At 41.9% G+C, this 14305-nt stretch carries 13 protein-coding genes; 2 read left to right on the top strand and 11 right to left on the bottom strand.

Annotated elements, in window-relative coordinates; all coding sequences use genetic code 11:
* Positions 1-262: 262 nt before the first annotated feature.
* From NKF87_RS02505 to NKF87_RS02490, 4 genes are all read right to left on the bottom strand, one after another.
* Positions 263-1372 carry an ROK family transcriptional regulator gene (locus NKF87_RS02505; protein WP_117597941.1) on the bottom strand — a complete coding sequence of 370 codons (1110 nt, stop codon included), beginning with the start codon at positions 1370-1372 and terminating at the stop codon, positions 263-265.
* Between the two features lie 162 nt (positions 1373-1534).
* Complete coding sequence (locus tag NKF87_RS02500) at positions 1535-2182, bottom strand: HAD family hydrolase (RefSeq protein ID WP_117597940.1); 648 nt, start codon at positions 2180-2182, stop codon at positions 1535-1537.
* 1 nt (position 2183) lies between these two features.
* Complete coding sequence (locus NKF87_RS02495; RefSeq protein WP_171029252.1) at positions 2184-2345, bottom strand: hypothetical protein; 162 nt, start codon at positions 2343-2345, stop codon at positions 2184-2186.
* A 151-nt stretch (positions 2346-2496) separates the two neighbouring features.
* The gene (locus tag NKF87_RS02490) at positions 2497-3438 is read right to left on the bottom strand and encodes a LysR family transcriptional regulator (RefSeq protein WP_117597939.1); all 942 of its coding nucleotides are present in this window, start codon (positions 3436-3438) and stop codon (positions 2497-2499) included.
* A 204-nt stretch (positions 3439-3642) separates the two neighbouring features.
* On the opposite strand from NKF87_RS02490, the gene NKF87_RS02485 reads away from it, so the two are divergent.
* Positions 3643-4860 carry an aminotransferase class I/II-fold pyridoxal phosphate-dependent enzyme gene (locus tag NKF87_RS02485; RefSeq protein ID WP_253583916.1) on the top strand — a complete coding sequence of 406 codons (1218 nt, stop codon included), beginning with the start codon at positions 3643-3645 and terminating at the stop codon, positions 4858-4860.
* A 105-nt stretch (positions 4861-4965) separates the two neighbouring features.
* Here NKF87_RS02485 and NKF87_RS02480 read toward each other — a convergent pair whose 3' ends face one another.
* The 5 genes from NKF87_RS02480 to pepT all read right to left on the bottom strand — a co-directional run bounded on the left by NKF87_RS02480 (position 4966) and on the right by pepT (position 9841).
* Positions 4966-5814, bottom strand: a complete 849-nt coding sequence (locus NKF87_RS02480; RefSeq protein ID WP_055284451.1) for a YitT family protein — start codon at positions 5812-5814, stop codon at positions 4966-4968.
* A 108-nt stretch (positions 5815-5922) separates the two neighbouring features.
* Complete coding sequence (locus tag NKF87_RS02475; protein ID WP_055284367.1) at positions 5923-6141, bottom strand: hypothetical protein; 219 nt, start codon at positions 6139-6141, stop codon at positions 5923-5925.
* Between the two features lie 310 nt (positions 6142-6451).
* A complete protein-coding gene (locus NKF87_RS02470) occupies positions 6452-7144 on the bottom strand; it encodes a GntR family transcriptional regulator (protein WP_022416019.1) in 693 nt (230 codons plus the stop codon).
* Positions 7145-7174: 30 nt separating this feature from the next.
* Positions 7175-8494, bottom strand: coding sequence for a M18 family aminopeptidase (locus NKF87_RS02465; RefSeq protein ID WP_117597937.1), 1320 nt, complete (start codon positions 8492-8494; stop codon positions 7175-7177).
* 129 nt (positions 8495-8623) lie between these two features.
* Complete coding sequence (gene pepT / locus NKF87_RS02460) at positions 8624-9841, bottom strand: peptidase T (protein WP_117597936.1); 1218 nt, start codon at positions 9839-9841, stop codon at positions 8624-8626.
* A 185-nt stretch (positions 9842-10026) separates the two neighbouring features.
* Here pepT and yfcE point away from each other — a divergent pair, with 185 nt between their 5' ends.
* The gene (yfcE, locus tag NKF87_RS02455) at positions 10027-10560 is read left to right on the top strand and encodes a phosphodiesterase (RefSeq protein ID WP_117597935.1); all 534 of its coding nucleotides are present in this window, start codon (positions 10027-10029) and stop codon (positions 10558-10560) included.
* A 477-nt stretch (positions 10561-11037) separates the two neighbouring features.
* On the opposite strand, the gene NKF87_RS02450 is transcribed toward yfcE, so the two are convergent.
* Together NKF87_RS02450 and NKF87_RS02445 are read right to left on the bottom strand one after the other, a co-directional pair.
* A complete protein-coding gene (locus NKF87_RS02450) occupies positions 11038-13476 on the bottom strand; it encodes a cation-translocating P-type ATPase (protein WP_117597934.1) in 2439 nt (812 codons plus the stop codon).
* Between the two features lie 169 nt (positions 13477-13645).
* Positions 13646-14302 carry a viroplasmin family protein gene (locus tag NKF87_RS02445; RefSeq protein ID WP_006428390.1) on the bottom strand — a complete coding sequence of 219 codons (657 nt, stop codon included), beginning with the start codon at positions 14300-14302 and terminating at the stop codon, positions 13646-13648.
* Positions 14303-14305: the final 3 nt, after the last annotated feature.

Below are 14305 nucleotides of genomic sequence, written 5' to 3'. Positions count from 1 at the left end.
TCAATATATGAATGCCTATTTCTACTTGTTGCACAAGTTTGATCAACTTTTTTATGCATATTTACCAACTGGATATACATAGAATTTGCCACTGGCAACTTCTCTTGCATACTTAGATATCTATAAAACCTGCCAATTGCAGCTTCTTCCGAACATCTGACAATAAAAAAAAGAGGTAAATATTCAAAGTCCGTAATCATTACGAGCCTTGAATTTCACCTCAGTTTTTCATTCTTATTCTTTTTCCTACAACATATCAAATTTATAAATGCTGTATATATTCAGAGAGGAAATGTTTTGCCGCTCCGACAGCTGATGCCTCTCTTTTATAGGAGCAATTTTTTAAGTAACGTACATCATGTTCAAAACCATTATATGCCATCACTTTTTCCCCCAGTGGTATCATATACTCTGATAAATACCCCCCGACTTCTCCTCCAAGTATGATATCTGTGTCATACGCCATTCGCAGATTGGAAATCAAAATAGCCAGATTATCCAGATACTGATTCCATTTTTCCACAGTCTTTGTATTTTTCTGCTCCACTTTTTCCATAAATTGTTCCAACGTCATTTCCTGCTCTTCATCAGTCAATGCACTGGCTGCGCAATAGGCATCTGCACACCCGGCTTTTCCGCAATAACATTTCTTTCCTCCCGGCACCAGAATCATATGTCCGAATTCTCCTGCTTTCTGATTCTGACCAGCCACCAGTTTTCCATTAATACAGAATGCGCCGCCTAATGTATTGTTGAGCGAAAGATACACAGCATCCTGATATTCATGCATATCTTCTGCCATCATCGCAGCATTTGCATCATTTGCAAAATACACCGGATAAGAAAATACCTGTTCCAGAAAGCTCAGACTGAAATTCTCCAATTGCAGTGCATGAGATTTCACAACCATTCTATTCGCCTGATCAATAATACCGGGAATCGAAATTCCGATTCCTAATATCTTTTCCCGGTCTTCTACATCCTTCAGGAAGTCCTCCACCATTTCAGCTACTTTTAAGCAATAAGATGTTTCTGTTGAAAATTTTAACCGCATCCAGATTATTTTTTCTATTTCATACTGCATGTTCAGCAATACGATTCCCAGATGATTTGCTGTGATCACTACACCGACTGCATATTTATATGCCGGATTAATCCCTATCCGTTTTGCTTTACGACCGCCGGTAGATTCATATTCTCCTATCTCGATGACCATATTCCGGTCGATCAGTTCGTTTACATTAGAAAGCACCGTCGGCATACTTAAGCTCAGATTCTGCGCCAGTTCTGCCTTTGATATAATTTTATTATTGATGATATAGTTTACAATTTTAGATTTTGTAATATTCTTTTTTTCATTTCGCCCTGCCATATCAGACCTCTTTTATAAATTATTTTACAAAAGTATCTTAGTCCTTTTTTGCTATTCTGTAAAGAATAAATATGTTGCTTCTAAAAAACTTTTTCCCAAGGCACAAAGATATAAAACAAGCCACCGGGACAGATACCACTCTTTTTTCTCCATCCCAATGGCTCAATTTAATATTCCTATTACATCTGCCAACGAATCGCAGACCCGGTACGTAAGTTTCCGTATCTCCTCCGTCGGCTGTACAAGATCCGGCACCATGATCACCTTCATTCCTGCCTGATGTGCTGACAGGATTCCTCCCGGAGCATCCTCAAACGCCATGCAATATTCCGGCGGTATTCCAAGACTTTCACTTGCTTTCTGATATATCTCCGGATCCGGCTTTGCTTTCTTAACCATATCTCCACAGATCACACTGTCAAAATAGGGATCTATCCCGGCCCGGATAAGATTCCCCATAGCATACTCTCTGCTGGAAGATGTCGCTACCGCCATCTTATATCCTTGTGCTTTTCCATATGCCAGCAGTTCTTTTACACCTTTTTTCAGTGGAAGACCTTCTTTATCCACAATTTTCCAGAAGTTATCCCGTGTCAGTCTTCCAAATTCTTCAAATGGAAAGTCTTCCCGGATATATTTTCTGAAATATTCATTCCTGCCTGTGCGGTTCATTCCAAGTGTGTGATAGATGACATCCCCCATATGTAGGATTCCCAGTTCATCACCTGCCATCTTCCAGGAGCGCTGTACAATTCTTTCAGAATCAAATAACAGACCATCCATATCAAATATAAATGCTTTTATATCCATTTTAGAACTCAATGCCTCTTCCAAGTGCATCCTTCAGATAATCTGCAACTTCTTCTAATTTATGTATGGCTTCCATCTTCTCTTCAAACTCGTCCCCGACAGATTCTTTATTAATAAGTGCCTGTTGGATTTTCTTTACATCTTTGATCAAATTCTCTGTCATATCAAAAGCCCCCTTTTTATTATCTTGCAGGAAATTTACTTTCCGATAATCGATTTATCCTAATGTATATATTATGATTATAGCATAATTTTTTTACTATTCTCTGAAATTATGTTACATTTTAATTAATTTTTGCATATTATCATTTTTTTCAGATTTGTTCATGCATCATTCTGATAAATTCCTCCATCACACGTGTTTTGTACTTGTGTGTTTTGTAGTAAAAGAAGACTTTTCTCTTCGCTTCTTCTCCGTCTAATTTGTAATACACCAGGTTTTCAAATGTCGGGAGCTGGCTTACCAGGATATCACTGATGAATGTTGCTCCAAGCTGCGTAGACGAGGCCATATATGCTGTCGACTGCTGATTGAATTCCAGCACGATATTGGGCTTAAATCCGACGTTTCGGCACAGCCTGTCTCCTCTGGTTCTGGTATCATTTCCCTGTGTCAGCATAATAAACGGAAGATCCGCAAATCTCCCTAACGGAACTGCCGGATATTTCTGGTTCAGATAATTTTTATTTTTGATATTCTTATAAGAAAGCTGATACATTCCCAGTTCTTCATTTACGGCAAAATGTTTCGGAACCGCAAGTAATATATTTTCTTCGCAATATAATTCTTTATTATATAGAATACTGTCATAGTGATAATTATCAATGACAAAATCCAGCGCATTACTGCCCAGCATTTCTTCCAGTTCGGCTGTATTCCCCTCTATCAGCTGAATATGTACATCCGGAAATTTCTGATTAAATTGGGTGATCAGAGACGGTACCACATATGCGGCAAACAGCGTACTTGCTCCTACTGCAAGATTCCCCGTCTTCAGACCCGCCAGGTCATTGATGTAATTCTCTACCCGCTGTTCGATCTGGGTGATCTCCTCCGCTGCCTCAATATATACTTTTCCGACCTCTGTAAGCTGGAGCGGTGTTGTACTTCTGTCAAATAACGGTTCCCCGATAATCTCTTCAATCTTTTTGATCCTTGCACTCAAAGACGGCTGACTGATGTACAGATTCTGTGCCGCTTTGGTAAAACTTCTTTCTTTATACACTTCATAAACATATTTTTTCCATACAAACATACACGTAACCTCTCATATCCTGCTATCATCTGTTTTCCCTTTTCACATGACAGCTATAGTCAGACTCTTATAATTGTTATAGCACTATAAGTATTGGATTCTCTGTCCACACGGACGTATCATTATATTAATAAAACAATTATTCCAATATGAATTTGGGGTTTATTGGAATAAAGATAAAATAATAAAGCGGGGAATAAAATTATGAAACCAATCGTACGCGCCGGGCGCATGAAACCAGTACACTCTGATATCCGTGGTCCATTATTCGTAGAAGCTATGAAACGCCAGAAACAGGGGATCGATATCTTAAAATTAAATACCGGGAATCCTGCAACCTTTGGCTTTGGTCTGCCTGACAGCATCAAAAACGCTCTGATGAAACACATGCAGGACGGTGTCGGCTACTGTGATTTCAAAGGAATGCCTCAGGCAAGACAGGCAATCTGTGATTATGAGACCAGTAAAGGTATCAACGGTATCACATCAGATGATGTATTCATCGGTAACGGTGTCAGCGAAGTGGTATCTTTCGCCTTAACACCTTTGTTAAATGATGGAGATGAGGTCTTAGTTCCTTCTCCTAGTTACTCCCTTTGGGGCAATTCCGTATATCTCGAAGACGGTAAACCGGTCTTCTATACCTGTGATGAACAGGCCAACTGGTATCCGGACATTCAGGATATCCGTTCCAAGATTACAGATAAGACAAAAGCAATCGTTATCATCAATCCGAACAACCCGACCGGTGTTCTCTATCCGAAGGAAATCCTTCTCGAGATCATCCAGATTGCAAGAGAATTCGGCCTTCTGATCTTTGCAGATGAAATCTATGACCGTCTCGTTATGGATGGCAAACAGCACATCTCTCTTGCTTCACTGACAGAGGATGTTCCGGTCATTACATTAAACGGTCTGTCCAAATCACACTGTCTGTGCGGATACCGCTGCGGATGGATGGTCATCAGCGGTCCAAGAGAACTGACCGAAGATTACAGACAGGGCATCATCCAGTTAACATCTCTGCGTCTGTGCGCCAATACCATGGCACAGATCGTCATCCCTGCAGCTCTTGATGATATGGATACACCTGCTTCTATGGTACGGCCGGGCGGCAGAATCTATGAGCAGCGTGAAGCGACCGTTCGTGAACTTGAGAAGATCAACGGTCTGTCATTTGTAAAAAATGACGCTGCATTCTATGTCTTCCCGAAACTGGACGTGAAGAAATTTAATATCACCAATGACAAGCAATTTGCTCATGATCTGCTGGATGCCACCAATATCCTGCTCGTTCCGGGCAGTGGATTCGACTGGAAAGATCCGGATCATTTCCGTATTGTCATGCTTCCGCAGGCAGATATCTTAAGTGATGCGATTCGCCGGATGGGAACATTCCTTGACGGATATAAGCAGAAATAATATGAGCAACAGCCATCCTTAAATAGTACATAGATAAAATACATTCCCGATAAAAATCCAATCTCTCTTTTTTCGTCGATGTTTCAGTTATCCGGGAATGTATTTTTATCTGCTTTTCACTGTATTCCAGGCTCCGACTACTTCATTTACGGTACTGACGGTCACAAATGCATGTTCATCTGTTTCGTGGATGAAAGATAATAATTTTCCATATTCATTCTTTTCTAATATCGTTACAACTTCTACATGCTCTGCATGATCCAGGCCTCCATATGCCGGATAAATCGTCGCACCTCTGCGTAATTCCCTTACAATATAACTCTGAATTTTTTCATGCTCCTTTGAAAGAATGGATACTTTCTTACGCACATGGAATCCATCACAGAACCGGTCTAATACCTGACCATAGATCAACGTACCAACAAGACTTATTACCATTGTCTCTCGATCATATACAAAGATTGCTGCCATCGATATGAGCACACCTATGATCGTAATACTCTGTCCTATTTTAAATCCAAGATACTTATTGATCAACTTCGCAACAATATCAATTCCCCCGCTGGATGCATTCATGTTAAATAAGACGGCCTGTCCTGCACCAACCACGATCATGAAGCATACCAGATCGATCACGATATTCCCGGACAAGGATTCCACATGCGGAGTCAGTATCTCAAAAATCCTCAGATACATCGGAAGCATAAGTGATGCAAGAACGGTCTTCACACCGAATTCCCTGCCGATAAAAATATACCCTATGACCAACAGTACCATATTTAAGACAAATGTAATTGTCGATACCGGTAACGGAATGATCTTTACCAGAACAAGAACCAGTCCTGACAGACTTCCAAGCACCAGATTATTTGGCATCATTTCATAATATACAGCTGCCGACATTAAGAACATGCCGCCTAGCATCATAATAAATTCTTTTTTTGTTATCTTCATTTCATTCTTCCTTAATTCAATATTTCTGCACAAAGATGTACTCCTCTTTTTTTGTGCAAAGAGGAGTACATCTTTCCTTCCTATGACTGCTTCAGATGATATATTTTTCTACTCTTCTCCCTCAACCAGACTATTCAGCTTCTGGTTTGCAGCAAATAACAACACGGTAAATATCAGCATGATCGCACAAATTCCGATGAATACCGGCCAGAGTACACTTGCTTTTACCGAAGCATCTGCTCCGACTCCACGGGTAATTTCACATAATGCCATCACACCAAATGCCAGTCCGACAAACAGAAATCCAAGTCCTACTTTTTTGAACATATTCATATCTCCCTGTGGACGTTCTGCAAGCTTTAATATCTTTTGTCGACAATCGTCAATGATTGAATGTAATATATCATATTTTTGTATGTTTTTCAACATATTATTTGTATTTTATATCTCTTTTTGTATTTTATGCACAACATCTGTCATTTCAAAACCTGCTACATACTAAAAAGATCGTTACAGGCATCTCCTTACAACACATGACAAAAAAAGAAATGCCTGTGTCATTACACCAACATTTCTCTTTTTCATCCATCATTCATTTTCCCGGAATCATGCTCTCCAAGATCCCTCTACGACTTCTTTATGAAATCAGAAAGTCCAGTGAAAACTTCGTGTCTGCTTCCGTCATTCCCTGTTCTTTTAAAAGTCTGTGGATCGTACTCATATAATGATCCGACAATACCCTGCAGATTTCTTCTTTCTTCCTGCTCTTGCATGCTTCCAGCAGTTCTTTATGTATCGGATATTGTCGTGTGATTACTGCTTTTTTGTCCGATGCCAGATTATACCCCGTTACGATATTCCCATAATTCAGACTTTTCCATGCCTTATACAAACTTTTCATTCCGGTCATTCTGATCAGACAGCTGTGGAACTTATTATCATATGAAAACAGCTGATCATATTCGTCCACATCCAGATTCTTCATGCGTTCCAGGATTTTTTCCATCTCCTGCAGCGTTTCTTCCGGTATCTTTCCTCCCAGAAGACGCACTGCCATAATCTCATAATTCGCACGCATCAGATAGATTTCAAATGATTCTTCGAATGTGATCTCTTTCACAGAACATCCGGCATTTCTTACATATTCTACCAGGCCTTCGTTCTCCAGTTCGCGCAGTGCCTCTCTGATCGGCGCACGACTGGTCTGGAATTCCTTTGCGAGTTCCTGTTCGACAATCTTCTGCCCCGGCTGCAATTCCCTGTTAATGATCCGTTTTCTTATAATATCTACAATACTTTCACGTAATGTCTTATATCCTAATTCTGTCATAACTTCTGTTATCCTGTCTTATTTTTCTAACTACTGGTTAATCTGATAATTTCCATCCGAATCAGCCTGTATATGCGATGCATAAAATGTCTCTACCGCTTTCACCATATACTCCGTGTCCTTTACACCGGCCGTCTCATAGGCCGAGTGCATGGCAAGCTGCGGTAATCCAATATCCACTGTATTCATGGACACCTGCGTCATCGCAATATTCCCCAATGTACTTCCCCCGGCTTCATCCGAACGATTAGCAAAATACTGTAATGGTACGCCTGCTTTTTCGCAGATCATCCTGAATACTGCCACACTGACCGCATCACTCGTATATTTCTGTCCGGCATGTGATTTGATCACAATGCCGTCATTCATATAGACGCAGTTTGTCGCATCCGTCTTCTGCCTGTAATTCGGGTGTACCGCATGGGCATTGTCACAGCTCAGCATAAAGCTTCCTGCTACTGCACGGTAGAATTCCTCTTCGTTCTTTCCAAGTGCTTTGTTCATTCGCCACAATACATCATAAAGAAATGTAGATGCAGCTCCCTGTTTTGTTCCCGAACCCACTTCTTCGTTATCAAAACAGGCATAGACATTGATATTCTGTTCATTTTCCGCTGCCAGGAATCCTTTCATAGATGTAAATGCACACTGCAGATCATCCAGTCTCGGACACCCGATAAATTCACGGTTGCTTCCCCATCTGACCGCTTCCATACGGTTATACAAGAACAGATCCATGCCATAGATATCCGTATCTTTTAATCCCAATTCTTCTGCAACTAAGGATCTTACCTCTCCTTGTTCTTTCACGCTTCCCGATAATACCGGTAACATATCAATCTGTTTATTAACAGCTCTTCCTTCATTCACTTTCCGGTCCATATGAATTGCAAGACTCGGAATCATCAGAAGATCTCTGTCCACCTTCACAAGTCTGGTTTCGATTCTTTCCCCATTCTTAACCATAACTCTTCCGGCCAGTGACAATGGTCTGTCGAACCATGTCTGGCAGATCATACCGCCGTAACCTTCGGTATTCAGTACCGTATATTTCTTTGCGACCTCAATCTCCGCATTTTCTTTCAGTTTAAATGCCGGCGAATCACTGTGTGATGCTGTCACATGGAAACTGTAGTTGTCCAGTTCTTTTCCGGCTTTTACTGCAATGATACTGGAATTATTTCTTGTTACATAGTATCTTTTCCCAGGTTTGATCTTCCACTTTTCTGACTCTTTTAATTCTTCGAATCCTTCCTGCTTCAGGATCTCTTTTAACTCTGCAACCGCATGAAATGCTGTCGGTGCATGTTCTATAAATGTTGTCAGTTCTGATATGATATTTGTTTCCATTATATTCCTCTTCATCTTCCGTTTTGTTCCGTTCCTGTCTGACAAATGTAAACGGTTCTTTACTGTACTTCCCCATAATACATCAGATCGTCATTGCAAACAAGCACCAACCGCCAAAGAAATCCCTGTTTATTTTGCAAACATACCAACGATATCTTTTACCATCACAACAGCTTTATCCATTCCTTCTACTGTAATGTGCTCATATACCCCGTGGAATGCATATCCGCCTGTTCCAAGATTCGGACAAGGAAGTCCTTTGAAGCTTAATCTTGCACCATCCGTTCCCCCGCGTATTGGCGCAACATCCGGAACGATATCTGCATTCTCGGCCGCTTTCTTCGCATATTCAATGAGCTGCATACATGGTTTGATCTTTTCACGCATATTGTAATAAGATTCTACGATCTCAATTTCAACCGTTCCTGCTCCATACTTTTCATTCAGACTGCCTGCAATCTCCTGCATTTTTGCTGCTCTTGCATGGAATCCTTCTGTATCAAAGTCACGGATAAAGTACTTCATCTTTGTCTCTGTAACATTTCCATGAAAGCTTACCAGGTGATAGAATCCTTCGTACCCTTCCGTTGTCTCCGGTCTTTCTGATACCGGCAGCATCTGGTGGAATTCTGTTCCGATCGTCTGCGAATTCACCAGTACATCTTTTGCAGTTCCTGTATGTACACTGACACCATGGATCGTGATAAATGCTGTAGATGCATTGAAGTTCTCATACTGGATCTCACCTTCGGCGCTTCCATCTAAAGTATATCCGTAATCTGCTCCGAATCCTTCTACATCGAAATGCTTCGCTCCCCTTGCGATCTCTTCATCCGGTGTGAATCCGATACAAATTTTTCCATGTGGAGTTCCGTCTGTCAGGATCTCTTCTACAACAGTCAGTACTTCTGCAATTCCTGCTTTGTCATCTGCCCCAAGAAGTGTCGTTCCGTCCGTTGTGATCAAAGTCCGTCCTTTTAAATCTGCCAGATATGGAAATTCTTCTACTTTGATCGTCTTTCCGCTTGTTCCAAGTACTACGTCTTTGCCATCGTAATTCTCGATGATCTGCGGATGAATATTGTCTCCCGGCGCATCCAGTGCTGTATCCATATGCGCGATCAGTCCCAGTGCAGATGCATTTTCACATCCCGGTGTTGCAGGAACAGATCCGTATACATATCCTTTCTCATCCACTCTTGCATCTTCAATTCCCAGTTCTTTCATCTCTTCCACCAGTAACTCTGCAAGTACCAGTTCCCTGTCTGCCGATGGAACCGTCTCGCTCGTCTCATCACTTGTCGTCCATACAGACACATACTTTAAAAATCTTTCGTAAGCTTTCATCTTACTTCCTCGCTTTCTGCATTTCTTAACTTTATTGTAAATCATTCTTTTATAAATGTATATTGGCGAATGTCGACAATTTAATGTTCTTAATTTTGTTATATTTTTCCCGGAATTTATGTTAAAATTCTTTTAGGTGCTCTGACAACAGATACTTATATAATATCAAAGTGAGGTATATACATATGAAATTAATGATTGCATCCGATATCCACGGCTCTGCTTACTACTGCCGTAAAATGCTTGACGCTTACAAACGTGAAGGTGCTGACCGTCTTCTTCTTCTCGGAGACATCCTTTATCACGGTCCGCGTAATGACCTGCCAAAGGATTACAATCCAAAGGAAGTTATTGCCATGCTGAATCCAATGAAGAAGGAACTGCTCTGTGTCCGCGGTAACTGTGACACGGAAGTAGACCAGATGGTACTGGAATTCCCGATTCTTGCCGACTACTGCTTCCTTGAAATTGACGGGCGCACCATCTTCGCTTCTCACGGACATCATCACAATCCAAAGAATCCTCCGATGTTGAAAAAAGGAGATATTCTTCTGAATGGTCATACACACATTCCTGCAAATGAAGATATGGGGGATTTTATCTATATGAATCCAGGTTCTGTATCAATTCCTAAGGAAGGTTCTGCTCACGGATATATGATCTGCGAGGGCGGCGAATTCACCTGGAAGGATCTGGAAGGAAATATCGTTGGGATTTAATTTAGAAGGCATGACTACCCGGACCTGCATAAAAAGTAGGCATCAAATGCCTTAAGAATGAAATGGCAATTGCGTAACGGTTGTGACAGCGGAAGGTTACAGTAATCAGCTGTCATTAGCGGATTTTCAAGGCTTTTGACAAGATTGTGTACCGTAGTGGACTACACCAGGTTATAGTTCCGGGTATTTCATTTCTTAACATCCGCTGCCAGTCACGACTTGAAGAAAACAGTATAAAGTGGTTCTGGTGAATGTGGAATGCTCTTAGGAAAAGTTAGAGAGTCAGAATCTCCGTTAAAGGAACGAAGCGAACGTGTTTGAGGCGAACGCCGAGTTTGAGCGTAGTTCCTTTGCTTTTAGGAGATTCTGGCTCTCTTAGTTTTTCTTAGAGCATGGAACCTGAACCAGAACCACTTTATACTGTTTTCTTCAAGGATCGAGAGGCCAACTACGTTAATAAATTAAATCCCAATCGACTTATTCTTCTCTATGCCTTATCTTCCGATATCCTTTCTGCAATCCTTTTACCAGAAGTGTCAGGTATCGCAGTACTGCCTCGGTTGCAATCGAGAATACTACGAATAACATGATACACTTCGTTGACATTCCCGTAATTGCGAATAATTTCGGCAGGAAGATGATACATAAGATACAGCCGGTCAGGCATCCTCCCCAGACTACACCGCGGAAGATATTGACCGGTTTACAGATATTGAACAGGATGATGAATCCTACGATCAGAAGCAACATCGTTGCTGCTGTCGAGATATCTGTAGTATTTACGCCAAATGTCTTACCGAATACGACCAGTGCACCGACCATCAGTACATCGGTCAGGCCTGCCGGCAATGCCTTCAGGAATACATTGGTCAGGAAATGTCCCTGTATTCTTTCTTTATTTGGCTGGAACGCCAGGAAGAATCCAGGTACTCCGATCGTAAACATGCTGATCAGCGATATCTGGGATGGTTCCATCGGATAGGTAATCATCAGCACTACGGAGAATAAGGACAACAGGAAGGAGAAGATATTCTTCACCAGGAACAGACTGGCTGAACGCTGGATGTTATTAACCACCCGTCTTCCTTCCATTACTACCGACGGCATACATGCAAAGTTGGACTCCAGTAATACCACCTGCGAAGCCTGTACTGCCGCGTCACTTCCGGATGCCATGGCTACACTGCAGTCGGCATCTTTCAATGCCAGTACGTCGTTGACACCGTCTCCGGTCATTGCTACTGTCTTGCCCTGGTCTTTAAGGGCGTGTACGAATTTACGTTTCTGATCCGGTGTTACACGTCCGAATACTGTATAATTGGCAACCGCATCTGCAATCTCTGCATCACTGTGAAGAGTCGCTGCATCGACATAACGGTCTGCATTTGCAATTCCGGCTTCTTTTGCCACTTCAGAAACGGTCAGGGGATTATCTCCGGATATAACTTTCACTTCTACACCCTGTTCTGCAAAGTAAGCAAATGTCTCCGGTGCTTCTTTTCGGATTGGATTGGCAAGAAGGACATATCCAAGCGGCGTTACCTTGCCGGTCAGTGCTTTTCCGTCCAGTTCTCCGTCATATGTACCGAATACCAGCACACGGTTTCCTTTTCCTGCATACCCTTCAATCTCTTCTTTATATTCATCAAAATCATCTCTCAGCACGAATTCCGGTGCTCCAAGTACATGTACTTCCTCTTCGTATGTGACACCACTGTATTTGGTTGCAGATGTAAATGGAGTTACAGACTCAGCCTTTTTTCCTGTTCCTTCTTTAAAATATTCTTTTAACGCCTCCATAGTGATGTTATCACTGCTCATTGCTTTCGCAAAATCACCGAGCATTTTCGGAAGTTCCTGCATTTCATCTTTTTTATAATTGGATGTCGGAACCACATCCTTTACACTCATGTTTGTCTCTGTGATCGTTCCGGTCTTATCAACGCAAAGCACATTAACTCTTGCGAGAGTTTCAATACTCTTCATATCGTGAAGTAAAACCTTCTGTTTTGCCAGACGCATTGCACTGACTGCCATTGCTACACTCGCAAGAAGGTATAACCCTTCCGGAATCATACCGATCACAGCCGCCACCATAGAAGTAATACTGCTTCGGAATGGATCTCCGTTAAAGAAGAAGCTCTGCACGAACAGTATAATTCCGATCGGGATCAATGCGATACCGACAAATTTTACCAGTTTGTCAAGTGAACGGATCATTTCTGACTGCTCACCTTTCTGCATTGCTTTTGCTTCCAGTGTCAGTTTGGAAATGTAGGAATCCACACCTACTGCATCCAATCTTGCATGACATTCTCCTGCCACAATAAAGCTTCCCGACATCAGATGATCTCCCGGATTCTTGGTAATCTCATCTGATTCTCCTGTCAAAAGAGATTCATTGACCTGCACACTTCCATGTACCACTTCTGCATCAGCACAGACCTGATTTCCTGCTTTAAAGATTACAATATCATCCAGAACCAGACTCTCCGAATCGACCCGTGAAGTCTTTCCGTCTCTGACCACTGTTGCATGTGGTGCATTTAGCATATTTAATTTTTCCAGTGTCTTTTTGGAACGGATTTCCTGTATGATACCGATCAGTGTATTAAAAATGATAACCGGAAGGAATGTCAAGTTACGGAACGAGCCCACAATTATCAGAAGAATCGCCAGGACCAGAAAGATCAGATTAAAATATGTAAATACATTTTCCTTAATGATCTCTTCCGTTGTCTGCGCCGGAGGATCGACTGATATGTTGCCCCACCCGTCACGCCTGTGTTCTTCTGCCTGCGCCGACGTCAGGCCTTCCTCATAATCCGGCTCGTATCTGGTTGTCGGTGTACGTTCTATTTCATAATCACAGGCTTCTTCCTGCAGTTTTCGTTTTCGCCTGTCGTTTTTTTTCATAGAGTTCCTCCTTATCAGCTGCATTCTACTGTTACATTCTGATTTTATCTATTATTTGTATTTAGTATACACCAGAATATGCCAATATTGTATTAACACTTTATGAATTCTGTATGTATTTTTGCTGAAAATGCAGTTCACATCTTCATGTAAACTGCATCTGCTTCCTCTATATACTCACATTTTCATCCGTACGAAGCAACGCACTTTTCGCAAGCTGATCCGCTTCTTCGTTATAATGATTTCCTGTATGCGCTGCGACTTTGCAGAAAGATATCTTTATCTGCTCTGCTGCTTCCTGCATATGCGCCGCATACTTGCTGGTAAGCGGTGTCTTGGCCCGCCACACGCCTGTCACCCATTTTTCCACACCTTCGTAATCATAGCGGATCTCTACTGCCGGATACTCATGCTCTTTCGCCCATTGCACTGCATTCATCGCGCCGAGCATTTCTCCTGCAACGTTCCGGATCTTCACGCCTTCCGGATCACAGCCGCTTCCGGATTTTCTGAATTCTTCTCCGGCCGGTGTCAGGATCACACAGCCAAATGCATATCTTCCGATGCTTTTTTCAAAGCTTCCGTCCACATAGGCAATCACCATATTTTCCGGCACTTCAACAATTCCTGCTGCTTCTTTTTCTTCATCCTTAGATACATTTGCAGTAGTTGACATTTGCAAGAATGCCATGGCTTCTTCCCTGTCTGTAAAGCCTCTGAACTCTGCTCCGGAGTATCCGGACGTCGCTTTCTGACACTCTGCCCAGGTCTCAAATAATCCTGTCTTATGTCCTTTTCTTACTGCATATATTTTCTTTTTTGCCATATC

The sequence above is a fragment of the Dorea longicatena genome (genome assembly GCF_024168045.1).
Classification (GTDB): domain Bacteria; phylum Bacillota; class Clostridia; order Lachnospirales; family Lachnospiraceae; genus Dorea_A.
The sequence above is the reverse complement of the archived record's forward strand: the minus strand, read 5'-3'. Positions and strand labels throughout refer to the sequence as shown.

Coding starts and splice junctions, on each gene's coding strand:
- NKF87_RS02500 (WP_117597940.1), bottom strand. CDS start 2,182: ATGGATATAAAAGCATTTATATTTGATATGGATGGTCTGTTATTTGAT.
- NKF87_RS02495 (WP_171029252.1), bottom strand. CDS start 2,345: ATGACAGAGAATTTGATCAAAGATGTAAAGAAAATCCAACAGGCACTT.
- NKF87_RS02475 (WP_055284367.1), bottom strand. CDS start 6,141: ATGTTCAAAAAAGTAGGACTTGGATTTCTGTTTGTCGGACTGGCATTT.
- pepT (WP_117597936.1), bottom strand. CDS start 9,841: ATGAAAGCTTACGAAAGATTTTTAAAGTATGTGTCTGTATGGACGACA.
- NKF87_RS02505 (WP_117597941.1), bottom strand. CDS start 1,372: ATGGCAGGGCGAAATGAAAAAAAGAATATTACAAAATCTAAAATTGTA.
- NKF87_RS02490 (WP_117597939.1), bottom strand. CDS start 3,438: ATGTTTGTATGGAAAAAATATGTTTATGAAGTGTATAAAGAAAGAAGT.
- NKF87_RS02465 (WP_117597937.1), bottom strand. CDS start 8,494: ATGGAAACAAATATCATATCAGAACTGACAACATTTATAGAACATGCA.
- NKF87_RS02480 (WP_055284451.1), bottom strand. CDS start 5,814: ATGAAGATAACAAAAAAAGAATTTATTATGATGCTAGGCGGCATGTTC.
- yfcE (WP_117597935.1), top strand. CDS start 10,027: ATGAAATTAATGATTGCATCCGATATCCACGGCTCTGCTTACTACTGC.
- NKF87_RS02450 (WP_117597934.1), bottom strand. CDS start 13,476: ATGAAAAAAAACGACAGGCGAAAACGAAAACTGCAGGAAGAAGCCTGT.
- NKF87_RS02445 (WP_006428390.1), bottom strand. CDS start 14,302: ATGGCAAAAAAGAAAATATATGCAGTAAGAAAAGGACATAAGACAGGA.
- NKF87_RS02470 (WP_022416019.1), bottom strand. CDS start 7,144: ATGACAGAATTAGGATATAAGACATTACGTGAAAGTATTGTAGATATT.
- NKF87_RS02485 (WP_253583916.1), top strand. CDS start 3,643: ATGAAACCAATCGTACGCGCCGGGCGCATGAAACCAGTACACTCTGAT.